This window comes from Klebsiella sp. 141161 (assembly GCF_050600815.1).
Lineage (GTDB): Bacteria > Pseudomonadota > Gammaproteobacteria > Enterobacterales > Enterobacteriaceae > Klebsiella > Klebsiella aerogenes.
In genome coordinates this window covers 204,279-226,306 of sequence record NZ_JAQIRN010000003.1, presented here as the reverse complement: position 1 = coordinate 226,306, position 22,028 = coordinate 204,279, and the positions used below count along the sequence as shown (strand labels likewise).

The 22,028-nt window shown below is 56.1% G+C and carries 20 protein-coding genes and 1 other RNA gene; 7 read left to right on the top strand and 14 right to left on the bottom strand.

Annotated features, from left to right (window positions below):
* Positions 1-21: 21 nt before the first annotated feature.
* Positions 22-118: signal recognition particle sRNA small type (ffs, locus tag PGR79_RS09400), an RNA gene on the bottom strand.
* Positions 119-372: 254 nt separating this feature from the next.
* On the opposite strand from ffs, the gene PGR79_RS09395 reads away from it, so the two are divergent.
* Both PGR79_RS09395 and PGR79_RS09390 read left to right on the top strand, forming a co-directional pair.
* The gene (locus PGR79_RS09395) at positions 373-771 is read left to right on the top strand and encodes a hypothetical protein (protein ID WP_032705506.1); all 399 of its coding nucleotides are present in this window, start codon (positions 373-375) and stop codon (positions 769-771) included.
* Between the two features lie 60 nt (positions 772-831).
* Positions 832-1,146, top strand: a complete 315-nt coding sequence (locus tag PGR79_RS09390) for an MGMT family protein (protein ID WP_113373756.1) — start codon at positions 832-834, stop codon at positions 1,144-1,146.
* Positions 1,147-1,184: 38 nt separating this feature from the next.
* Here PGR79_RS09390 and PGR79_RS09385 read toward each other — a convergent pair whose 3' ends face one another.
* A complete protein-coding gene (locus PGR79_RS09385; protein ID WP_020079459.1) occupies positions 1,185-1,697 on the bottom strand; it encodes a YbaY family lipoprotein in 513 nt (170 codons plus the stop codon).
* Positions 1,698-1,917: 220 nt separating this feature from the next.
* On the opposite strand from PGR79_RS09385, the gene tesB reads away from it, so the two are divergent.
* On the top strand, positions 1,918-2,781 hold the full coding sequence (gene tesB / locus PGR79_RS09380; protein WP_087860366.1) for an acyl-CoA thioesterase II: 864 nt from the start codon (positions 1,918-1,920) through the stop codon (positions 2,779-2,781).
* A gap of 34 nt (positions 2,782-2,815) precedes the next feature.
* Here tesB and PGR79_RS09375 read toward each other — a convergent pair whose 3' ends face one another.
* Complete coding sequence (locus PGR79_RS09375) at positions 2,816-3,706, bottom strand: LysR substrate-binding domain-containing protein (protein WP_113373755.1); 891 nt, start codon at positions 3,704-3,706, stop codon at positions 2,816-2,818.
* Positions 3,707-3,825: 119 nt separating this feature from the next.
* On the opposite strand from PGR79_RS09375, the gene PGR79_RS09370 reads away from it, so the two are divergent.
* Positions 3,826-5,310: a UbiD family decarboxylase gene (locus tag PGR79_RS09370; RefSeq protein ID WP_348854125.1), complete on the top strand. Its 1,485-nt coding sequence runs from the start codon at positions 3,826-3,828 to the stop codon at positions 5,308-5,310.
* Between the two features lie 65 nt (positions 5,311-5,375).
* On the opposite strand, the gene amtB is transcribed toward PGR79_RS09370, so the two are convergent.
* The 5 genes from amtB to PGR79_RS09345 all read right to left on the bottom strand — a co-directional run bounded on the left by amtB (position 5,376) and on the right by PGR79_RS09345 (position 11,320).
* Positions 5,376-6,665 carry an ammonium transporter AmtB gene (gene amtB / locus PGR79_RS09365; protein WP_020079462.1) on the bottom strand — a complete coding sequence of 430 codons (1,290 nt, stop codon included), beginning with the start codon at positions 6,663-6,665 and terminating at the stop codon, positions 5,376-5,378.
* A 32-nt stretch (positions 6,666-6,697) separates the two neighbouring features.
* Positions 6,698-7,036, bottom strand: coding sequence for a P-II family nitrogen regulator (gene glnK / locus PGR79_RS09360; RefSeq protein WP_015367937.1), 339 nt, complete (start codon positions 7,034-7,036; stop codon positions 6,698-6,700).
* Positions 7,037-7,277: 241 nt separating this feature from the next.
* Positions 7,278-9,056 (bottom strand): SmdB family multidrug efflux ABC transporter permease/ATP-binding protein, encoded by a 1,779-nt coding sequence (locus PGR79_RS09355; RefSeq protein ID WP_348854124.1) that lies wholly within the window; start codon positions 9,054-9,056, stop codon positions 7,278-7,280.
* Entirely contained in the window at positions 9,049-10,818 is a 1,770-nt protein-coding gene (locus PGR79_RS09350; protein ID WP_087860370.1) for a SmdA family multidrug ABC transporter permease/ATP-binding protein, read from the bottom strand. The genes PGR79_RS09355 and PGR79_RS09350 overlap by 8 nt, the downstream gene beginning before the upstream one ends.
* Positions 10,819-10,861: 43 nt before the next feature.
* Positions 10,862-11,320, bottom strand: coding sequence for an Lrp/AsnC family transcriptional regulator (locus PGR79_RS09345; RefSeq protein ID WP_015367940.1), 459 nt, complete (start codon positions 11,318-11,320; stop codon positions 10,862-10,864).
* Between the two features lie 115 nt (positions 11,321-11,435).
* Here PGR79_RS09345 and PGR79_RS09340 point away from each other — a divergent pair, with 115 nt between their 5' ends.
* Positions 11,436-12,488, top strand: coding sequence for a PLP-dependent cysteine synthase family protein (locus PGR79_RS09340; RefSeq protein WP_316424351.1), 1,053 nt, complete (start codon positions 11,436-11,438; stop codon positions 12,486-12,488).
* 44 nt (positions 12,489-12,532) lie between these two features.
* Here the strand turns inward: PGR79_RS09340 and cof are convergent, their stop codons facing one another.
* Entirely contained in the window at positions 12,533-13,351 is an 819-nt protein-coding gene (cof, locus tag PGR79_RS09335; protein ID WP_213317109.1) for an HMP-PP phosphatase, read from the bottom strand.
* Between the two features lie 107 nt (positions 13,352-13,458).
* On the opposite strand from cof, the gene PGR79_RS09330 reads away from it, so the two are divergent.
* Both PGR79_RS09330 and queC read left to right on the top strand, forming a co-directional pair.
* Complete coding sequence (locus PGR79_RS09330; protein WP_308959033.1) at positions 13,459-15,159, top strand: SgrR family transcriptional regulator; 1,701 nt, start codon at positions 13,459-13,461, stop codon at positions 15,157-15,159.
* A gap of 66 nt (positions 15,160-15,225) precedes the next feature.
* Positions 15,226-15,936 (top strand): 7-cyano-7-deazaguanine synthase QueC, encoded by a 711-nt coding sequence (queC, locus tag PGR79_RS09325; protein ID WP_430921525.1) that lies wholly within the window; start codon positions 15,226-15,228, stop codon positions 15,934-15,936.
* 70 nt (positions 15,937-16,006) lie between these two features.
* On the opposite strand, the gene PGR79_RS09320 is transcribed toward queC, so the two are convergent.
* The 5 genes from PGR79_RS09320 to lon form a co-directional block, all read right to left on the bottom strand.
* Positions 16,007-16,408, bottom strand: coding sequence for a YbgC/FadM family acyl-CoA thioesterase (locus PGR79_RS09320; protein WP_020079469.1), 402 nt, complete (start codon positions 16,406-16,408; stop codon positions 16,007-16,009).
* Between the two features lie 110 nt (positions 16,409-16,518).
* Positions 16,519-16,884: a helix-hairpin-helix domain-containing protein gene (locus tag PGR79_RS09315; protein WP_430921523.1), complete on the bottom strand. Its 366-nt coding sequence runs from the start codon at positions 16,882-16,884 to the stop codon at positions 16,519-16,521.
* Positions 16,885-17,032: 148 nt separating this feature from the next.
* Positions 17,033-18,907, bottom strand: a complete 1,875-nt coding sequence (gene ppiD / locus PGR79_RS09310; RefSeq protein WP_087860375.1) for a peptidylprolyl isomerase — start codon at positions 18,905-18,907, stop codon at positions 17,033-17,035.
* A 214-nt stretch (positions 18,908-19,121) separates the two neighbouring features.
* Positions 19,122-19,394 carry a nucleoid-associated protein HU-beta gene (gene hupB / locus PGR79_RS09305; RefSeq protein WP_430921521.1) on the bottom strand — a complete coding sequence of 91 codons (273 nt, stop codon included), beginning with the start codon at positions 19,392-19,394 and terminating at the stop codon, positions 19,122-19,124.
* Positions 19,395-19,600: 206 nt separating this feature from the next.
* Positions 19,601-21,955, bottom strand: a complete 2,355-nt coding sequence (gene lon, locus PGR79_RS09300) for an endopeptidase La (RefSeq protein WP_430921519.1) — start codon at positions 21,953-21,955, stop codon at positions 19,601-19,603.
* Positions 21,956-22,028: the final 73 nt, after the last annotated feature.

The window sequence follows — 22,028 nt, the reverse complement described above, 5'->3', positions numbered from 1 at the left end:
ACCGCCAGAATTGGGTGGGGGCCCTGCCAGCTACATCCCGGCACACACGTCGTCTGCTCTGGCTGCTTCCTTCCGGACCTGACCTGGTAAACAGAGTAGCGTTGCGGGAGAACCAACAGAGCCCCCATTGAGAGCGTTGATAACCAACGCGCTGGCGCATTATCCCTATAGCACTCCTGAATTGCAAGCCACTCGCGTCCAGCTGCTGGTTTATTACGCAAAACGTTGGATTTCACAGCAAATAGTGCCTTCACAAGGCCATACGTCCCAGCAATGAAAAAGATTGCGAGCCCCATCGCGGCACACTTTACCGCAACCCGCCATACTTATTCGTCCTGTATCTTTTCAACGTGTAGCCGCTACGGTAATCGCATGACTCAATCGCCACGCCCCACCACCACCTTGCCCATGCCCGCCATTGATGGCGTAACCGTACCCTTTCACGGCATGAATTTTCTACGCCCCGAGCTGCTGCTGGATTTCGTCAGCGTCAGTCCCGCCCCGTTGTTATCAGTGACCCCCGTCGCCCTGCTCTTTTCCACGGTGGGCGTGTTGCAACACGTCGAGCTGCGTAAGCTGCCCGTTGAGGTCAAAGGCAAGGTGGTTTATCCCATTTCATCACTCAAATACCCGACGCTGCGCGGCAAACTGATTATCAATGCGCAATCACAGCGGCTGAAATTTCTTGAAAGCCTGATCGCTACCAGCCCGCATGACAATATTCACGGTATGCAGATCCTCGGGCTGGCGCTGGAATTCACCGTCCTTTGACGGCTGTACAGCACGCGGGCTAGCGCTTATTCTGGGCTTTTCTCACGCGAAGGAGTGATGATGGAGGACGCCCACGACAGCTTTCCCCAGCGGGTCTGGCAGATAGTCGCCTCAATTCCAGAGGGGTATGTCACCACCTATGGCGATGTCGCTCTGCTGGCGGGTTCACCGCGCGCGGCGCGTCAGGTGGGCGGCGTGTTAAAGCGCCTACCGGAAGGCTCAACCCTGCCATGGCACCGGGTGGTGAATCGCCACGGCGATATTTCTCTGACCGGCCCCGACCTTCAGCGCCAACGCCAGGCGCTGCTGGCGGAAGGCGTCCAGGTCTCCGGCGGCGGTCATATCGACCTGCAACGCTATCGCTGGGTATATTAAGGGCAAAAAAATGCCCCTGAACAGGGGCATGAAGACGTTTATTGCGCCATCGGCGCCATATCGTTAGCCACCGGCACTGGCGCATGCTGCACCGGCACCAGCACCAGATCGGCACGATTACCGCCCTGGGTAATCACGGTCTGTACGGTATCGGTAATAAACATCAGTTGGCCATTTACGGTGATCGCCGAACTCAGCAGGATCCGCGCGTTCGGTTTGATATCCGCCTGGTTATACGGCAGAACAAAGTTGAACGGCGCCTGCTTACCTTCTGTGCGGACCGCTTTTTGCGACAATACGCGGGCTGGCGCATCGGCGAGCGACGCATCGGACAACGTCACGGTCAGTACCGCATCCGGCGGTAACGCTACGCGTTGGCGAATATTGATAGTCCCGGAAACATTAGGCTGTTGCTGCGAGGAGCTCAGTGAGGCAATGCCGTAAGGATCGGGTGCCGTCGTCTGATGAGCGGCGTTGCTGTTCGGGTTATTCGCACAGGCGGATAAGGCCGCAGCAACGGCGATAGCACTTAACATATAGGCAAATTTCATTATGTTCTCCTTTTCATCCCTTTAGTCACAGGAGTACGTCCTGCCATCACGATGGCTAAGACATTAGTATCGTGAATAAGTGTGGCACAGATCTCAGAATAATTCCCGGAAAGGGGCATTTATTCAGATTATTACACCCATCGGACCACTTGAGATTCCAGGTTATACTTGCCCTCAATATGCGCTGCGTCAGCGCCGCTATCAATAATTGAGGGTATCTATGAGTCAGGCTCTAACCAATCTGCTGGCATTATTAAATCTGGAAAAAATTGAAGAAGGGCTGTTTCGCGGGCAGAGCGAAGATCTCGGCTTACGTCAGGTCTTCGGCGGCCAGGTGGTCGGTCAGGCGCTGTATGCCGCTAAAGAAACCGTGCCTGAGGGCCGCCTGATTCATTCCTTTCATAGTTACTTCCTGCGTCCTGGCGATAGCCAGAAACCTATCGTTTATGATGTTGAAGTACTACGAGACGGCAACAGCTTCAGCGCTCGCCGGGTGGCGGCTATCCAGCACGGTAAACCCATCTTTTACATGACCGCCTCGTTCCAGGCACCGGAACCGGGCTACGAACATCAAAAAGCAATGCCGTCAGCGCCTTCACCGGAAGGCCTGCCCTCTGAAACCGATATCGCTCGTAAGCTGGCGCATCTGCTGCCGCCACAGGCGAAAGAGAAGTTTCTCAGCGACAAACCGCTGGAAATTCGCCCGGTTGAGTTCCATAACCCGCTAAAAGGCCACGTTGCCGAACCCACCCGCCAGGTGTGGATCCGCGCCAACGGCGTAGTACCGGATGATATTCGCGTCCATCAGTCGCTGCTGGGCTACGCGTCTGATTTTAATTTCCTGCCGGTGGCGCTGCAGCCACACGGCGTCGGCTTCCTTGAGCCTGGTATGCAGGTCGCCACCATCGACCACTCAATGTGGTTCCACCGCCCGTTTAACATCAACGAATGGCTGCTGTACAGCGTCGAAAGCACTTCCGCCTCCAGCGCCCGTGGCTTTGTTCGCGGCGAATTCTATACCCAGGACGGTATTCTGGTCGCCTCGACGGTGCAGGAAGGTGTCATGCGTAACCGCAATAACTAATTCGCAACGGGCCCACGGCGGGCCCGCTCGCCCCCTAATGGCCAAGCAGTTCGCGAACATCGGCAATAAAATCCCCCAAAAGTCCGTTGCGACTCTGCCGCCGCCAGCACAACGTGAGCGTCGTTACGGCAAAGGTCTCTTCCAGCAGGCAATAACTGACTTCCGACACCAGCATGGCGCTTTGCGTCTCGGGCACCAACGTCACCCCCATCCCCATCGATACCTGGCCAATCGCCGTGGAGACATCGCGCGTGTACTGAATCTTACGGGGCGTAAAACCCGCCTGCCGACAGGCGCTGATGGCTGACCACCCCAATCCGACGCCGCTGGGATCCTGCTGAATGAAAAACGTCTCTTCCGCCAGCGCCGCAAGTGGAATAGCGCGCCGGCTGGCGAGCGCATGATGGCGAGGCACCACCGCTACCAGCGGCCGGGTCGCAATATCCAGCGACTCCAGTTCATCATATTGCGCGCCTGGCGAGCGGATAAACGCCAGATCGACCGTTTCGCTTAAGAGCCCGGTTATCAGGTCGTTAACGTTATGCTCTTCAATCAGCAGATCGGCTTCGGGTTTACGTTGACGATAATTTCCAATTAACACGCTCAACGCCGGGTCGAAAATAGCAGAGCCAACGTAGCCAATTTTCAACTGCCCTTTGCGCCCCTGCCGCAAACTGCGCGCATTCTCGCGAAATTTATCGCAGTGGCCGAGGATCATCCGCGCCTCGGCCAGCAAAAATTGCCCCTCGGCGGTCAGCGCGACGTTGCGTCGATCGCGGGTAAATAGCCGCAATTCCAGCGCGTTCTCAAAACTTTTAATCTGCTGCGTCAGCGCCGGTTGCGTGATATGCAGACGCTGCGCCGCCCGGCCAAAGTGCAACTCTTCCGCCAGCACCGTAAATGCCTGTAGTTGTCGATAATCCATCACGTCCTCCCGAAAACACTGATAATAATCTCTTATTAAAATAAGGGGAAATGTGATTGGACTCTTATCGGTATCTGGTGAGAATGAATAGCCATTGCCAGAAACCTGAAGGAAGTATGATGTCTGAACAACAAAAAGTAACCGATCTGCGTTCTGCTTTGGCGCTACTAAGCCAGTACGATGATGAACTTATCTACACCGACGAACCCGTTGACCCCATTGCCGAGCTCTCCGGGGTGTACCGCTATGTCGGCGCCCACGGAACCGTACAGCGCCCGACCCGCATTGGCCCGGCGATGATCTTTAATAAGGTCAAAGGCTACGATGATGTCAGAGTGCTTATTGGCCTGCTGTGTTCACGCCAGCGTGTCGCTCGTCTGTTTGGCACCACGCCGGAAAATCTGGCGTTTATGCTCAAAGACTCCGTGGCGAATCCTATCGCCCCAATCACCATCCCTCGCGACCAGGCGGCCTGCCAGGAGGTGGTACATCTGGCAAGCGATCCTGATTTCGATATTCTCAAAATTTTGCCGGCGCCGACCAACACCCCGGAAGACGCCGGCCCCTACTTTACCCTCGGCATGTGCTACGCCGCGGATCCGGAAACCGGCGATCATGACGTCACCATCCACCGCCTGTGCGTACAGAGCAAAGACGAAATCTCGATGTATTTCGTACCAGGACGTCATCTCGATACTTTCCGGCAAAAAGCCGAGGCGGCCGGGAAAGCGTTGCCTATCTCGATTAGCATCGGTGTGGATCCGGCGATTGAAATTGGCGCCTGCTTTGAGCCGCCGACCACTCCTCTCGGGTTTGATGAGCTCTCCATCGCCGGCGCTCTGCGTAATCAGGCCGTCGAGCTCAGCGAATGCGTGAGCGTCAACGCCCGCGCCATCGCCAATGCCGAAATCGTTATTGAAGGTGAACTACTGCCGGGCGTGCGGGTACGCGAAGATCAGAATACCAACAGCGGGAAAGCGATGCCGGAGTTCCCAGGCTACACCGGTAGCGCTCAGGCGGAAGTGCCGGTGATTAAAGTCAAAGCGATTACCCACCGCCGCCACCCGATTCTGCAAACCTGTATCGGGCCGAGCGATGAGCATACCAATCTTGCCGGGATCCCGACCGAAGCCAGCATTCTGCAAATGGTAGAGCGCGCACTTCCAGGCTTTGTGCAAAACGTCCACTGCCCCTCTCCGGGCACCGGTAAATATCTCGCCGTGCTGCAGGTGAAGAAACGCACCCCCAGCGATGAGGGCCGTCAGCGCCAGGCCGCGCTATTGGCGTTTTCCGCTTTCTCGGAGCTGAAGCACGTGATGCTGGTCGATGAAGACGTCGACGTTTTCGACATCAACGACGTGATGTGGGCGATGACCACCCGCTATCAGGGCGATGTCAGCACCGTGTTTATCCCCGGCGTGCGCTGCCATCCGCTGGATCCGTCATCCGACCCGGCCTTCAGCCCATCGATTCGCGATAACGGTATTGCCTGTAAAACCATTTTCGACTGCACCGTCCCGTGGAATATGAAAGCCCACTTCCAGCGCAGCCAGTTTATGGAAGTGGATGTTGACCGCTTTATCCCTGGCTTCAGTAAGAAATAAATTCCACGCAAAGAAAAAGCCTCCCATGCGGGAGGCTTTGACGCTTATGGAGATTGCTCAATACATCAGGCGTTGTAGGCGTTTTCGCCGTGGCTGTTGACGTCCAGCCCTTCGCGCTCCTGCTCTTCCGGTACCCGCAGGCCGACGGTCATCGCCGCCACTTTGAAGCCGATCCAGGCGACGACGGCGGACCACACCACGGTAATACCGATACTTTCCAGCTGTACCAGCAACTGATGCCCCATCGTTACGCCTTCCGCATAGCCGACGCCACCAAGGGTGGTAGAGGCGAAGATGCCGGTCAGGATACAACCGATGATACCGCACACGCCGTGAACGCCAAACACATCGCATGGGTCATCGACGCGCAGCCAGCGCTTCAGCACCGTGACGCCCCACAGCCCAGCCAGTCCGGCGATGATACCGATAATCAGCGAACCGCCAACGCCAACATAACCGCACGCCGGAGTAATGCCGACCAGACCGGCAATCGCGCCGGAGCAGGCGCCCAGCAGCGAGGGTTTGCCGCGGGTGGCCCATTCGCCGAAGGTCCAGGCCAGAATCGCGCCAGCGGTCGCCACGACGGTATTAACGAAGGCCAGGGCGGCAATTTCGTTAGCCGCGCTTGCGGAACCGGCGTTAAAGCCGAACCAGCCGACATACAGAATCGCCGTACCGGTAAAGACCATCGGCAGGTTATGCGGTTTAAACGCTTCTTTGCCAAAGCCCACGCGTTTGCCCATCATATACGCGCCCACCAGCCCCGCCACCGCGGCGTTGATGTGTACGACGGTACCACCGGCGAAGTCCAGCGCGCCATGGGTCGCCAGCAAACCGCCGCCCCACACCATATGCGCAATCGGTACGTAGGAAAGCGTTAACCATACCACCACGAAAATCAGTACCGCGGAGAAACGAATACGTTCCGCCAGCGCGCCGACGATCAGGCCTACGGTGATACAGGCGAAAGAGCCCTGGAAAGCGACGTGAATATATTGATAGAACGAGCCCATCAGCGCTTTCAGTTCAATATTCTTCAGCATCACCCAGTCGAAACTGCCGAAGAAGCTACCGCCGCTACCGAAGGCAAGCGTATAGCCATAGATAACCCACAGCACGCAAACCAGGCCAAAAGTCACAATGACCTGAGTGAGCATTGAGAGCACGTTTTTACCGCGAATCAGGCCGCCGTAGAACAACGCAATGCCGGGGATTGTCATAAACAGCACCAGCGCGGTGCAAATCATCATAAAAGCGTTGTCGGCTTTATCCGCCACCGCCGGTTCGGCCGCCAGCGCCAGTCCCGGAAGCAGCGCCAGCGCTCCCAGAGCCGTTTTCATCGTCGTTCTCATCATCTCTTCATCCCCATCGCTGTGTGGTCAGGCAATTACAGTGCCGCTTCGTCGGATTCGCCGGTACGAATACGAATCACGCGCTGCAGTTCGGCGACAAAAATTTTGCCGTCGCCAATTTTTCCGGTCCAGGCGGCCTTGCCTATCACCTCGACAACCTCATCCAGCTGATCGTCGGCAATCGCAATATCAATTTTTACTTTTGGCAGGAAATTGACGCTGTATTCGGCGCCGCGATAGAGCTCGGCGTGGCCTTTCTGGCGGCCGAAGCCTTTCACTTCCGTGACCGTCAGGCCCTGAATGCCGATGGAGGACAACGCTTCGCGAACGTCTTCCAGTTTGAATGGTTTGATTACCACGGTAACCAGCTTCATAAATCCCCTCCAGTCAGTATTTGATAGTGGCCGCAGCTAACACAGGAGATAAAGCAAGGGATATGCCAAAAATGAAAACGGGCCGTGAATCGGCCCGTTTATGGAGAAAAAAACGCGAGGATGTTACTGGCAAGACGGCAAATGGCCGCTAATGCGCAAAAACGCACCAATTCGGTGCACACTCAGTGAGCAAGTTGCACCACTTCACGTCACCCCTGCCCCCATGCCTGCTGATGGTGCATCAGGCGCTCAGTGACTCCTCCTCAACGCTGGCGGCTAGCTCTTCGCCAGCCAGCTGTAGCTGGTACATCTGCCAGTAGCGGCCCTTCGCCGCCAGCAATTGCTGATGGTTCCCGCGTTCGACGGCCTGGCCACGATGCAACACCAGGATTGTATCAGCCTCGACGATAGTCGACAGACGGTGGGCGATGACCACCAGCGTGGTGTGCTCGCGCACTTTCGCCAGCGCCTGCTGGATAGCCTGCTCGGTACCGGAGTCGATGTTCGCTGTCGCTTCATCGAGGATCAGCACCTGCGGCGTCTCGACCAGCACACGGGCCAGCGCCAACAGCTGTTTCTGTCCCACCGATAGGTTATTGCCCTGCTCGCCCAGTTGGGTATAAATCCCGTCGCTCATTTCACGGGCAAGGTCAGCGAGCTGCACCGCTTCCAGCGCTTCCCAGACCTGCTGCTCGCTGATATCGCGGCCCAGCGTCACGTTGGCATAGAAGGTATCGGCTAATACCACCGGATCCTGTTGCACCATCGCGACGCCCCGACGTAAAGCGCTGTGGCTTAACGACGATAGCGGGCGACCATCGAGGCGAATTTCGCCTTTAGTCAACGGGTAGTAGCCCATCATCAGGCTGGCCAGCGTGCTCTTGCCGCTACCGGTATGGCCAACCAGCGCCACAAAACCGCGCGAAGGAATATCCAGATTGATATCCTGCAGCACCAGCCGATCGTCGCGATAGGCAAAAGAGACGTTATCAATCGCCACCGCGCCGCTGCGTAACGGCGCGCTATCGTTACCCCAGCTCTGGCGTGGACGGTCCATCAGCTCAAACACGCGTTCGCCCGCCACCACCGCTTGCTGCAGCATCGACTGCTGAGTGGTGAGTTCGATCAGCGGTTCGTTAAGCCGCCCGAGGTAGCTAATAAAGGCATATAACACGCCGACTTCGATACTTCCGGAAGTGCTAAAACCAAACAGCATCAGCAGGCCGCAGAGGATCAGCGATGAAAACAGACTTAACAGCGGGCGCAGCAGGAAACCATCCAGACGCAGCGTCTGCATGCGCGCCAGATAGTGGCCGTAACTGGCTTCACGCATTCGCTCGCCGAATCGCGCCTGCTGGCGGAATTGCTGAATAACGCCCATACCGTTGATCACTTCGTTGAAGCCATCATTGATATCGGCAAGCCATGCGCGCATGCGACGCACGATCGGCGTGCTGTAACGCTGATAGATAGCCATCACGATCAGCACCGCCGGGAAGATAGCCACCGCCACCAGCGCCATTCGCCAGTCGAGACTAAACATCGCCACCAGCATCGCGCCAATCAGCGCCGCGCTACGCAGCACCGTCGCCACGACCGTCACGTACAGGTCGCGGATCACTTCGGTATCGTTGGTAACGCGTGATATCAACTGGCCGACGGGTTGCGTATCAAACTCGCTTAACGGCTGACGCAGCGCGGCATCCATCACATCGCTGCGCAACTGCTGCACCACGCCGACCGCCGCCCGGTTAAACAGCAGCGCCTGGTTATAGTGCAGCGTAGCGGCAAGGATCTGCAGGCAGATATAGGCCGCCGCCAGGCCGCTGACCAGCTTCACCGGTAGCGACTGTTTCGCCACCATGTTATCAATGAAATAGCTTATCAGCAGCGGGCCGCTGACTTCCGCCGCCGCCGCTATCCACATCATGATAACCGCAATGATAAGCGGCTTACGCCACGGCGAACCGTAGGCCAGCAGACGTTTCAGGGTCGGCCAGAGATCGGCGAAATTACGCATCTGTCGCCTCCTCATCCTGCGGCGCATCGTCGAGCGCCGCTTCCAGTTGCTGATAGCGGTACATGTCGCGATACCATCCCGACTGGGCGGCAAGCTGCTCATGGCGTCCGCGCTGGGCAATATGGCCGTGTTGCAGAACCAAAATTTCACTGGCTTCCGTTAATGCTGAAAGGCGGTGGGCGCTGATAATCACCGTCCGCCCTTCCCCCCACTGCCGCAGGTTATGCAAAATATCATGCTCCGTCCGCCCATCAACCGCCGACAGCGCGTCATCAAGGATCAGGATTTCCGCCTCCAGCAGCAGCGCTCGGGCAATAGAAATACGTTGTTTCTGACCGCCTGAGAGCATGACGCCGCGCTCGCCGACTTCCGTTTCATAGCCCTGCGGCAGGCGCAGAATATCATCATGAACGCTGGCCAGCCGCGCGACGTGCTCGATTTGTTCCCGCGTCGCGTCCGGTTTACCCAAGGCAATGTTATTGGCCACGGTATCGGAGAACAGGAATGGGGTTTGATTGACCACCGCCAGCCGCCCGCGCCAGCTATCAAGCTGCAGGCGAGACAGCGGAATATCATGGAAACGGATCTCACCCTCGGTAACATCAAAATGGCGCTGAATAAGGGATAGAATGGTACTTTTCCCGGCTCCCGTCGGGCCGCAGATACCGAGCATTTGCCCCGGCTGCAGGGTGAAGTTAACCTTCTCCAGCGACGCTTTCGTCGCCTGCGGATAGATAAATTCGCGCACCGCCACGTTTAGCGAACCGCGCCCCTCCGGCACCGTTTCGCTACCATCGTTGACCACCGGCGCTTCTTCCAGCATCGAACGAATACGTCCATAGGCGGCGCTACCTCGCTCAACGATGTTAAACATCCACGCCAGCGCCAGCATTGGCCAAATCATCAGCCCGAGGTACATGACAAAACTGGTTAACTGACCAAGGGTCAGCTCGCCCTGCAACACCAGCCAGCTGCCGCCGCCGATTGCCAGCAGGTTGGCCGCGCCAATGGCAATATAGATTGTCGGGTCGAAACGGGCATCAATACGCGCGACCCGCATGTTCTTCGCTCCGGTATCCGCCGCATCGGCGGCAAACTGCGCCGACTGGCGGTCCTCAAGGCCGAACGCTTTAATCATCCGTATGCTGGTCAGGCTTTCCTGCGTGCGATCGTTGAGGCTGGAAAAAGCCGCCTGCGCCACGCGGAAACGCTCATGCAGGGCATCGCCATTGCGTTTGATCGCCAGCGCCATAAACGGCATCGGCACCAGCGCCAGCAGCGTTAACTGCCAGCTGATTTGCGTCGACATCACAATCAGTACCGCACAGCCCATCACCAGTGAATCCACAAGCGTCAGGACGCCCTCGCCGGCGGCGAAGACGACGCGGTCAACATCGTTAGTCGCGCGGGCAATGAGATCGCCGGTACGGTGACGCAGATAAAAGGCCGGATGTTGGCGGCTGAGCTGGCGGTAGAAGTCTTCACGCAGTTCAACGGCCAATTGATAAGAGGCGCCGAAGAGCAGCACGCGCCAGACATAGCGCAGTAGATAAATCATCACCGCGATAACCACCAGCGCGCCGATCCACATCCACACCTGCTCTGCGGTGTAATGTTCTTTAGTCACGCCATCGACCACAATCCCCACCACTTTCGGCGGGATTAGCTGGAGTACGGCAATAACGGCAAGCAGAGCGACGGCGCCGAGATAGCGGCGCCACTCCCGGCGAAAGTACCAGCTAAGTTGAGCAAATAATCGCAAACGGTAAAATCCTGAATGTATAATTCGTGGCGGCAAAAAGCCGTTAATCAATAGGCAAGGCCGTGGTGTATTTTATCTGTTCCATGGCAAAACTCGAAGTGACATCCGACAGCCCCGGCACGCTGTTCACCAGACGTTTATAAAAGTCGTCATAGCGCTTCATATCCGCGACCTGCACCCTTAGCAGGTAGTCGTACTCTCCAGCCATACGCCAGAAACCCAGCACTTCCGCCATTTGCGACACTTCGCTGACAAAACGGCAGTACCAGTCACTGCTGTGGTGCTGGGTTTTTATCAACACAAAGGCGGTTAACCCGAGCCCCAGCTTTTCCGCATCCAGGATGGCCACGCGCTCGCGCAGGATGCCTTCGTCCTCAAGACGCTTGAGCCGTTTCCAGCAGGGCGTGGTGGTCAGATTAACGGCATCCGCCAGCGCCTGCAAAGAGAGGGTGCAGTCAGTTTGCAGCAATGAGAGCAGCTTACGGTCAATTTTATCTAGCATAAGGCCACCAGAGAGAATAATTTACTCCCGTAATTGTAATTGAAAGGCCAAATAGCAACAATTTTTCCCGCACAATCCGCTAAGCTGGGCACAAAATGACAAACAGGAATCCGAGATGAACAGCGCCTGGGTAAAACATGCCATTAGTGAAATTAACGCCGACTATCAGCGTTCCGCCGATACACACCTGATCCGCCTGGCGCTGCCTGGTTTTCCGGGGATCCCTATTTATCTGAAGGATGAAAGTACGCATCCAACCGGTAGCCTTAAGCACCGTCTGGCGCGCTCGCTGTTTCTCTATGGCCTGTGCAACGGATGGATCAAAGAAGGCACCACGATTATCGAATCGTCTTCGGGTTCGACGGCGGTCTCAGAAGCCTACTTTGCTCGCCTGCTGGGCCTGCCGTTTATTGCCGTGATGCCCTCCTGCACGGCGAAACGTAAAATCGAACAGATTGAATTTTATGGCGGACGCTGTCATTTCGTCGACAACGCCTGCGAAATCTACGCCGCTTCTGAAATGCTGGCGCGCGAGTTGAATGGCCACTATATGGATCAGTTCACCTTCGCCGAGCGCGCCACCGACTGGCGCGGCAATAACAATATCGCCGACAGCATTTTCCGCCAGATGACCCATGAGCCGTATCCGCAGCCGTCGTGGATCGTCATGAGCGCCGGTACCGGCGGTACTTCTGCGACCATCGGCCGCTATATTCGCTGCCAGGGTTACGAGACGCAACTGATGGTCGTCGACCCGCAGAATTCGGTATTCCTTGATTACTGGCAAAGCCGCGACGCCAGCCTGCGCAGCCCGGTCGGCAGCAAGATCGAAGGGATTGGCCGTCCGCGCGTCGAGCCATCGTTTATTCCCGACGTCGTCGATGAGATGCTGCGCGTTCCGGATGCCGCCAGCGTCGCTACCGCCTTGTGGCTGGAAACGCAGCTTGGAAGAAAAGTCGGCGCCTCCACCGGTACCAATATGTGGGGCGTACTGCAGCTGGCCGCACGGATGCGCGATGAAGGACGCAAGGGTTCCATCGTTACCCTGTTGTGCGACAGCGGCGAACGTTACCTCGAAAGCTATTACAGCCCGCAGTGGGTCGCGGCGAATATCGGCGATATTACCCCATGGCAGACGCAGATTATGCAACTGAGCGGCGCACAATAAAAAAAGCCGGATAGAACGCTATCCGGCTTGCTGGTAGGGTCTCTCTATTCGGGGGAATAAGGAAGATCAGGATTATCCAGCCAATGTGTTAAAAAATGGGAAACAGCCTGATGACGGCAGTCTCCGATGATCGGTAGATGCGGCAGTTCAGCTTTGAGCTGCGGCATCGCGTTGCCCATAATGAACCCTCGCCCTACGCTACCAAGCATCTCGCGATCGTTCATTGCATCACCAAATGCCATGCAATCCTGCAACGTAAAACCTAAGTGCTGGCTCAGCACCGCCAGCGCGGCCCCTTTATTACAGCCGACCGGCAGCACCTCCAGACAATCCATCGCCGAGAAACAAAGAAACGCGCGATCGCCTAGCGCTTCATTTAGCTGGATCCGCAGACGGCGCAGATCGTCATGATCGCCGCAGAAACAGATCTTGGTGACGTGATGCGCCGGCATCCGTTTCGGATCGCGCAGTTGATAATGAAAGCCGCTGAAGGCGTGAGCTCGGAGTAGTTCCGGCCTTGCCTGGCCGGTAAACCAGCCGCCATCATTGAAAACGTGCATACTCGCCTGAGTATCCCACACGCTGTGCAGCACCTCTTCCGCCACTTCCGGATTTAGATCCTGGCGATACAGCTCTTCACCTTCCAGTGAATGGATGCGCGTGCCGTTACCGGTAATCAGAAAAGCATCAAGGGAAAACTCGCCGATCACATGGTGCATTTCCAGAGCATGGCGACCGGTGGCAAAGGTCAGGGCGATATCGCGTTCACGCAGCCGTCTCAGCGCCGTCAGAGTCTGTTCTCCGAGACGATGGTCCGGCATCAGCAGGGTGCCGTCCATATCAAATGCCGCTAATTTTGCCATGGTATTTTCCCCGATGTGTGATGGGTTTCGCTTGTGTTGCAGTATCGCCTGAGATATACGGAAGTAATAGTGAATAGATATTTTTTATTGTTCCGGGTTTTCGGCAAATGAGATTATTAAACCGATTAAATCAGTACCAGCGGCTATGGCTGCCGTCGTCCGGCGCACCGCAGCAGGTGACCGTGGGCGAGTTGGCTGAACGCTGCTTTTGCAGCGAGCGTCATATCCGTACGCTGCTGCGTCAGGCTCAGGAGGCCGGTTGGTTAAGCTGGCAGGCCAGCTCCGGGCGCGGTAAGCGCGGGCAACTCAGTTTCCACAAGACCCCGGAAAGCCTGCGTAACGAAATGATGGAACAGGCGCTAAATAAGGGTCAGCAGCAAAACGCGCTGGAGCTGGCGCAGCTGGCGCCGGTTGAGCTGAAAGCGTTGTTGCACCCCTTCCTCGGCGGACAGTGGCAAAACAATACCCCGACGCTGCGTATTCCCTACTATCGTCCACTGGAACCGCTGCGCCCCGGTTTTCTCCCCGGGCGTGCGGAACAACATTTGGCCGGGCAGATCTATTCCGGCCTGACGCGTTTTGACGATAGCGACAGTACGCCGGTGGGCGATCTGGCGCACCACTGGCAGGTATCACCCGATGGACTGCGCTGGCACTTTTATATCCGCTCTACCCTGTGCTGGCATAACGGCGATACCGTGGAAACCTCACAGCTGCGGCAAAGACTACTGTTGCTACTGGAACTGCCGGCTCTCCGCACCCTTTTTGCCAGCATTAGCCGCATCGATGTCACCCACGCCCAATGTTTGACGATTACGCTGCATCGCCCGGACTACTGGCTACCGTTCCGTTTAGCCAGCTACTGCAGCGTGCTGGCGCATCCTGACGATCCGGCGCTCGGTAGCGGTCCGTTCCGAATAAAGCTTTTTGGCCCGGATCTGGTCCGGCTGGAGAACCATCCCCGCTACCATTTACAGCATCCGCTGATCCAGGCGGTAGAATATTGGATCACGCCGCAGCTATTCGAAAGCGATCTCGGCACCAGCTGTCGCCATCCAGTACAGATCACCATCGGCGATCCAGAAGAGCTCAATAATTTGCGCCAGGTGAGCAATAGCATCAGCCTCGGCTTCTGCTATTTGACCCTGCGTCAGAGTCCACGTCTCAGTAAAGCGCAGGCCCAGCGGCTGATTTCGATTATCCACCGCTCGTCGTTGCTGGAAACGCTACCGCTGGATGAAGATCTGATCACGCCGAGCCATGAGGTGCTGCCCGGCTGGTCCATTCCTCAGGGCCCGGAAAACCATGAGGTGCCGCTGCCGCCCCAGCTCACCCTGCTCTATCATTTGCCGGTCGAATTACACACTATGGCTGAGCAGCTCAAACAGCGCCTCGCCACTCTCGGCTGCGAACTGACGCTCATTTTTCACGACGCCAAAAATTGGGACGGCTGCCGATATCTGGCGCAGGCCGATATGATGATGGGCGACCGGCTGATTGGCGAAGCGCCGGAATATACCCTTGAACAGTGGCTGCGCTGCGACACGCTGTGGCCCCATTTGCTGAGCGGGGCGCAATATGCGCACCTGCAGGCTACGTTAGATGCCGTGCAGGCGCAGCCCGAAGCGCGTAGCCGCAACGATGCCCTGCGCAACGTCTTCAATACGCTGATGGATGACGCCATCATGACGCCGTTATTCAAATACAATTACCGCATCAGCGCGCCGCCGGGGGTTAACGGCCTGCGCCTTAATGCCAGAGGTTGGTTCGACTTTACCAGCGCCTGGCTACCGGCATCGTCGACGTGAGAGAGCTGGTCGCCGCGAGCGTCTGACGGTACCATATGGCTCTCACTTATTTAGTCAGGAATTGCCATGAAACGCGCCGTAGTTGTCTTCAGCGGAGGACAAGACTCAACAACCTGCCTGGTGCAGGCACTGGAACAGTATGATGAAGTGCATTGCGTCACTTTTGATTATGGCCAACGCCACCGCGCCGAGATTGACGTGGCTCGCGAGCTGGCGCTAAAACTGGGCGCGGTGGCGCATAAAGTGCTGGACGTTACCCTGCTTAACGAACTGGCGGTGAGCAGCCTGACGCGCGATAGCATCCCGGTACCGGATTACGAGCCGGATGCCGATGGTATTCCGAATACCTTCGTTCCAGGTCGCAATATTCTGTTTTTAACCCTGACGGCGATCTACGCCTATCAGGTTAAGGCCGAAGCAATTATTACCGGCGTTTGCGAGACCGACTTCTCTGGTTACCCGGACTGCCGCGACGAATTTGTTAAAGCGCTGCACCATGCGGTTAGCCTTGGCATGGCGAAAGACATTCGCTTTGAAACGCCGCTGATGTGGCTCAACAAAGCCGAGACCTGGGCGCTGGCCGATTATTGGGGCCAGTTGGATCTGGTTCGCCGCGAAACGCTCACCTGCTATAACGGCATCAAGGGCGACGGCTGTGGCCATTGCGCGGCCTGCAACCTGCGCGCCAACGGCCTGAATCAGTATCTGGGCGATAAGGCCGGCGTGATGGCGGTCATGAAGCAAAAAACCGGTCTGGGCCAGGGGAACGAAGCTTAAGTTCAACGTCCCCGGTGGCGCTTCGCTTACCGGGGCTACGGGTTCACAGCTCTCCTCGGTCCGACTATTGTTAGCGTAAATTCATCTGGTCGAGCTTTTCGCGCAACTCCCCTTCCAGCGGCTGCGCCTTCTGCGTTTTCAGATCAATGCAGACAAAGGTAATCAACGCATCGGCCACCACTTCACCGTTAGGATTAAGGGTCACCACCTGACTTAGGGTGCCGCTTTTACCGTTCAACTGCTCAAGTTTACTGGTGACGGTAAGCACATCCCCGAGTACCGCCGGGCGACGATAATTGATATTGATGTTGACCACCACAAAAGCAATGTTATGGCTGGTCATCCAGTGAAACGCCGGACTACTCTCCAGCCCATCCCAGCGCGCTTCTTCAAGAAACTCCAGATAACGAGCATTGTTAACGTGCTGGTAAACATCCAGGTGATAACCGCGAACTTTAATTTGAGTCTGCATAGCGCACATGCCTTACTATTATTGTTGTTAATCAGGTAAGAGGTCACACCAGATGATGTAACCTCTTTAGCATGGCAAAGATTTGCCACTGTGCAAAGCAGCGGGTGAAATTAGAGCGTCAGATGTGACAGATTTCTCTCTACCAGTGAACTCCCCATCCCCGGAACCTGTTTAAGATCGTCGAGAGTCTTAAACGGTCCGTACTCTTCGCGGTAGCTGACGATTGCCTGCGCTTTCTTGAGCCCAACGCCATTCATGGCCTGTGCTAGCTCCTCCGCGCTGGCTGTATTAATGCTGGCCCGCGCGCCGACGTTATCCGTCGTTTTCGCTTCCGCCGGCATTTTCGTTTGCGGAGTCTGAATAGTCTCTTTTGCCGATACCGCCTTACCGCTCGCCGGTGCCGCCAGCGCCCCCTGAAAACCCACCGTACAAGCCAGCAATACGGCGACAATAACCATTTTCATTCCTCTGTTCATGCTGTTATCTCCTTGTTTGTTGACAGCAAGGTCACGATAGCGGCTGCGAAAAAGGAGTACAAAAGGCAGATTGCGGAAATGGATAAGGCCGCGAAAGCGGCCTTTGAGTGTTGCATCACGTTACCTCGTTTTGCGAGGCAGCGCGAAATTATTGCTGCTGGTCGACGAGGTCGCCGAGCTTGATTTTGGCTTCTTTACGCAGATTGCTCATCAGCGCTTCGAATGCGATTTGCGCATTATTCTGGGTAATACCCTGCACCATCGCTTTCTTCTGCTCTTCTGGCATAGAACCCGCTTTCACTTCATCCAGCGCCAGCAATACTACGTTGCCTTTGGCATCGCTGCCCACGCCGTAGCTCGCTTTATCTTTCTGCGGCAGCGGCAGAGAGAAGGCCGCCTGGCTCAGCGGATCCTGGCCGGTACGGGACAGGGTCTGCGCGGCGCCGAAGCTCAGCCCTGCGGCTTTCATCGCGTCATCGCCCTTGCCCGCTTTCAGGTCGGCCAACAGCTTATCGGCATCCAGTTTCGCCTGCTGTTCCGCTTTATTGCGCTTAACGATATCGGTCACCTGCGCTTTCACTTCCGCCAGCGGCTTAACGCTTTCCGCTTTGTGCTCGCTGATACGCAGAACGAAAGCCCGATCGCCGTCAACGGTAATGATGTCGGAGTTATTGCCCGGCGCGCCGTTTTCACCCACCAGACCACCATTAAAGATAGCATCGGCAACCGGCTTGAAGTTCAGCTCTTCCGGCAGGCTGTCACGACCAAACCAGCCGGTCTCAACCACTTTCAGGCCGGCGACCTGCGCCGCCCCCGCCAGGGATTCGTTATCATTGCTGGCCGCGTCGCTGACCTTCTGCTGTAGCGCGTAGTATGCATCCAGTGCTTTTTCCTGTTTCACTTTTGCCGCGATGTCGTTACGCACGTCGGCCAGCGGTTTTACCTGTGCCGGCTGAACATCGTCAAGACGCGCCACCAAGAAGCCTACGGAAGATTTGATCACCCCGGAAAGCTGACCTTTGTCTTTCAGGCCGGCATCTTTGAGCTCAGGTACGGTGGAAGCTTCTTCCATCCAGCCCATATCACCGCCGTTACGCGCAGAGATGATGTCGGTGGATTTCTCTTTTGCCAGCGTGGCGAAATCGGCGCCTTTTTGCAGTTCGGCCAGTACCGCTTTCGCATCAGCTTCAGTTTTAGTCTGAATCACGCTGTAGCGATTACGCTGCGGCTGAGTGAACTGATCTTTATGCTGGTCGTACCATGACTGGATTTCTTCGTCAGAGGCGTTTTCCTGCATGCTGGCGGCATCCATCTTGATGTAGCTCACGCGGAACTGCTCAGGCGCCATAAAACGGGCCTGGTTCTGCTGCCAGAAAGCGTTAATCTCTTCATCACTAACGGTCTGTTTCGCCGCCAGCGCGTTAACGTCGATAGTTGCTTCACGCACCACACGCTGCTGGGAGACCAGCGCCGCCAGTTGGTCAGACTCGCCCGGCAGCATGAAATCGGTACCGGCTACCGCATTGATCAGCTGTTGCGTCGTCAACTGGTTACGCAGCGCTTGCGCGTATTGATCGGTAGTCATACCCATTTGATTCACGATGCCGCTGAAGCGTTCGTTATCAAACTTGCCGTTCGACTGGAAGGCCTGGGTCTGGAAGATGGCCTGTTTCACCTGGTCGTCGCTGATGCTCAGGCCCAGCTCACGAGCATACTGGTCCAGCAGCGATTCATCGATCAGGCGGTTCAGCACCTGCTGACGCATGGTCTTCATGTAGTTTTCGTTGGCCGCCAGCTCAGAGAACTGATCGCCTAACTGCTGCTGCATGCGGTTACGCTCGCTGGCAACGGCATTTTCAAACTGCGCCCGGCCAATCTCCTGACCATTCACTTTTGCGGCATAGTTGTTGCCGCCGCCAATCAGGTAACCACTCACCCCGGTCAAAATGAACGAGACAATAATGATACCGAAAATAATCTTGAGCACGACGCTGTTGGCGGCCGTGCGTAGGTTGTCCATCATGGTGTAACAACGCTCCGCTGTAGATGACTTTAGCTCGCGCAGCATAGCACGTGATGCCTGCCGCGCGTGAGGACGTATTTTGACAAGAAAACGGGGCAATTGTCAGCCCACAAGTGCGCATAAACACACATAAAGTCGCGTTCTGGACAAATAAAAAAGGCACATCTCGCGATGCGCCCTTGTACTTCGTCACATTCCCTGACGGGAGTGCCGATTAGTTTACCGCGTCTTTCAGCGCTTTACCTGCACGGAAGCCCGGTACTTTAGCGGCAGCAATGGTAATTTCTTTACCTGTTTGCGGGTTGCGACCAGTACGGGCAGCACGCTCTTTAACAGCAAAAGTACCGAACCCTACCAGCGCAACATCATCCCCAGCTTGCAGAGATTCAGTAACAGAAGCGATCAAAGCATCTAACGCACGTCCAGCTGCAGCGTTAGAAATGTCCGCACCCGCAGCAATTTTGTCAATCAGTTGAGATTTATTCACTGTTCTCTTCCTCTCTTTATAATTTATATCGCACCAGAATCCTTCATGGCGCGACCGCGCAGCAGTTATATCAGGACTGTCATGCCCTTACAACAGAGTTGTCGATGACCCCTGCCAGCGATCTAAGTTAGCTACACAAAAAAAGGCTGGCAAGTACGAATTTACTCACCAGCCCCACTTTTCTTAACGCTATTTGCGCGATATCACTATTTTGCGCTTACGACCTGCATGCCAAACAGTTCATTTTGCAGAGCAAGTGTCAGAACTTCCTCGATTCGCTGTACCGGGTGGATATCCAAATCGGCGATAACGTTTTCCGGAATTTCTTCAAGGTCACGCTTGTTTTCGTAAGGAATCAGAACAGTCTTAATGCCCCCACGATGCGCAGCCAGCAGTTTTTCCTTCAGGCCGCCGATTGGCAGCACCTGACCGCGCAGGGTGATTTCCCCTGTCATCGCCACATCGGCGCGTACCGGGTTACCGGTCAGGCAGGAAACCAACGCGGTGCACATCGCCGTACCGGCGCTCGGGCCATCTTTCGGTGTAGCCCCTTCCGGTACGTGCACGTGAATATCGCGTTTTTCGTAGAAGTCCGGGTTAATACCGAGCTTCTCAGCACGCGCGCGAACCACGGTCAGCGCAGCCTGAATCGACTCCTGCATGACTTCGCCCAGCGAACCGGTATAGGTCAACTTGCCTTTACCCGGAACGCAGGCGGTTTCGATGGTCAGCAAATCGCCGCCCACTTCCGTCCACGCCAGACCGGTGACCTGACCTACGCGGTTTTCGCTATCCGCACGGCCGTAGTCAAAGCGCTGTACGCCGAGATAATCGTGCAGGTTTTCACCGTTAATCTCGATATGTTTCAGCGATTTATCAAGCAACAACTGCTTAACGGCTTTACGGCACAGCTTGGAGATTTCACGCTCCAGGCTACGAACGCCCGCTTCACGAGTGTAGTAACGAATAATGCCGATAATGGCGCTATCGTCGACCGTCAGCTCGCCCTTTTTCAGCGCATTGCGTTCGATCTGCTTCGGCAGCAGGTGACGCTTAGCAATGTTCAGTTTTTCATCTTCGGTATAACCGGAGAGACGAATCACTTCCATACGGTCCAGCAGCGGCGCAGGGATATTCATGGAGTTGGAGGTCGCCACGAACATCACGTCGCTGAGATCGTAGTCCACTTCCAGATAGTGGTCGTTAAAGGCCACGTTCTGTTCCGGATCCAGTACCTCCAGCAGTGCTGAAGCCGGATCACCGCGCATGTCGGAGGACATTTTGTCGATTTCATCCAGCAGGAACAGTGGGTTTTTCACCCCCACTTTCGCCATTTTCTGGATCAGTTTACCCGGCATTGAGCCAATGTAGGTACGGCGGTGACCGCGGATTTCCGCTTCATCACGCACGCCGCCCAGCGCCATGCGTACGTATTTACGCCCGGTGGCTTTGGCAATCGATTGACCCAGCGAGGTTTTACCCACCCCCGGCGGCCCAACCAGGCACAGGATCGGCCCTTTCAGCTTGTTAACGCGGCTCTGCACCGCAAGGTACTCAAGGATGCGGTCCTTGACTCGCTCCAGACCATAGTGGTCGGTATCGAGGATCTCTTGCGCCTGACGCAGATCTTTTTTGACCTTGCTGCGGGCATTCCACGGCACCTGCACCATCCAGTCGATGTAGCCGCGCACGACGGTGGCTTCCGCCGACATCGGGGACATCATCTTCAGCTTTTGCAGTTCCGCTTCAGTTTTTTCTTTCGCCTCTTTCGGCATTTTCGCCGCGTCGATCTTACGCTTCAGCGCTTCGTTTTCGTCCGGGGCGTCATCCATCTCGCCGAGCTCTTTCTGGATGGCTTTCATTTGCTCATTCAGATAGTACTCACGCTGAGATTTTTCCATCTGCTTTTTCACGCGGTTGCGAATGCGTTTCTCAACCTGCAGCAGATCGATTTCAGATTCCATCATCGCCATCAGATATTCCAGACGTTCATTCACGTCGGACATCTCCAGCACGGACTGTTTGTCCGCCAGCTTAAGCGGCATATGCGCAGCGATGGTATCCGCCAGACGCGCGGGATCGTCGATGCTATTGAGCGACGTCAACACTTCCGGTGGGATTTTTTTGTTCAGCTTGATGTAGCCTTCAAACTGGCTGATAGCCGTACGCACCAGCACTTCCTGCTCACGCTCTTCAATGACCGGAGAAGCAAGGTACTCTGCTTTGGCGGAGAAGTGCTCGCCGTTATCAGACAGCGCAGTAATACGCGCACGCTGCAAGCCTTCCACCAGCACTTTCACAGTGCCGTCCGGCAGCTTCAGCATTTGCAAAATTGACGCCACGGTCCCGACGGTGAAAAGATCGTTTACACCCGGCTCATCCGTCGACGCTTCTTTCTGCGCGACCAGCATGATTTTTTTATCATGGTCCATGGCCGCTTCCAGACAACGGATAGATTTTTCCCGCCCTACAAACAGGGGTATGACCATGTGCGGATAAACCACCACATCGCGCAACGGCAATACGGGGATTTCAATGCGTTCAGAACGCTCAGGATTCATAGAGCTCTCTCTTAGTTTAAAGTCCGCCAGGTAGCCGACGACGCCTTCATTAACGCGTCGCCGTTAATATGTA

Bases quoted from the DNA above. Each gene is read 5' to 3' on its own strand.
- PGR79_RS09370 (WP_348854125.1), top strand. From the start codon at position 3,826: ATGTCTGAACAACAAAAAGTAACCGATCTGCGTTCTGCTTTGGCGCTA.
- PGR79_RS09315 (WP_430921523.1), bottom strand. From the start codon at position 16,884: ATGAACAGAGGAATGAAAATGGTTATTGTCGCCGTATTGCTGGCTTGT.
- PGR79_RS09355 (WP_348854124.1), bottom strand. From the start codon at position 9,056: ATGCGTAATTTCGCCGATCTCTGGCCGACCCTGAAACGTCTGCTGGCC.
- ppiD (WP_087860375.1), bottom strand. From the start codon at position 18,907: ATGATGGACAACCTACGCACGGCCGCCAACAGCGTCGTGCTCAAGATT.
- amtB (WP_020079462.1), bottom strand. From the start codon at position 6,665: ATGATGAGAACGACGATGAAAACGGCTCTGGGAGCGCTGGCGCTGCTT.
- PGR79_RS09390 (WP_113373756.1), top strand. From the start codon at position 832: ATGGAGGACGCCCACGACAGCTTTCCCCAGCGGGTCTGGCAGATAGTC.
- PGR79_RS09320 (WP_020079469.1), bottom strand. From the start codon at position 16,408: ATGCAGACTCAAATTAAAGTTCGCGGTTATCACCTGGATGTTTACCAG.
- PGR79_RS09385 (WP_020079459.1), bottom strand. From the start codon at position 1,697: ATGAAATTTGCCTATATGTTAAGTGCTATCGCCGTTGCTGCGGCCTTA.
- PGR79_RS09340 (WP_316424351.1), top strand. From the start codon at position 11,436: ATGAACAGCGCCTGGGTAAAACATGCCATTAGTGAAATTAACGCCGAC.
- PGR79_RS09345 (WP_015367940.1), bottom strand. From the start codon at position 11,320: ATGCTAGATAAAATTGACCGTAAGCTGCTCTCATTGCTGCAAACTGAC.
- glnK (WP_015367937.1), bottom strand. From the start codon at position 7,036: ATGAAGCTGGTTACCGTGGTAATCAAACCATTCAAACTGGAAGACGTT.
- PGR79_RS09375 (WP_113373755.1), bottom strand. From the start codon at position 3,706: ATGGATTATCGACAACTACAGGCATTTACGGTGCTGGCGGAAGAGTTG.
- PGR79_RS09395 (WP_032705506.1), top strand. From the start codon at position 373: ATGACTCAATCGCCACGCCCCACCACCACCTTGCCCATGCCCGCCATT.
- cof (WP_213317109.1), bottom strand. From the start codon at position 13,351: ATGGCAAAATTAGCGGCATTTGATATGGACGGCACCCTGCTGATGCCG.
- queC (WP_430921525.1), top strand. From the start codon at position 15,226: ATGAAACGCGCCGTAGTTGTCTTCAGCGGAGGACAAGACTCAACAACC.
- tesB (WP_087860366.1), top strand. From the start codon at position 1,918: ATGAGTCAGGCTCTAACCAATCTGCTGGCATTATTAAATCTGGAAAAA.
- lon (WP_430921519.1), bottom strand. From the start codon at position 21,955: ATGAATCCTGAGCGTTCTGAACGCATTGAAATCCCCGTATTGCCGTTG.
- PGR79_RS09330 (WP_308959033.1), top strand. From the start codon at position 13,459: ATGAGATTATTAAACCGATTAAATCAGTACCAGCGGCTATGGCTGCCG.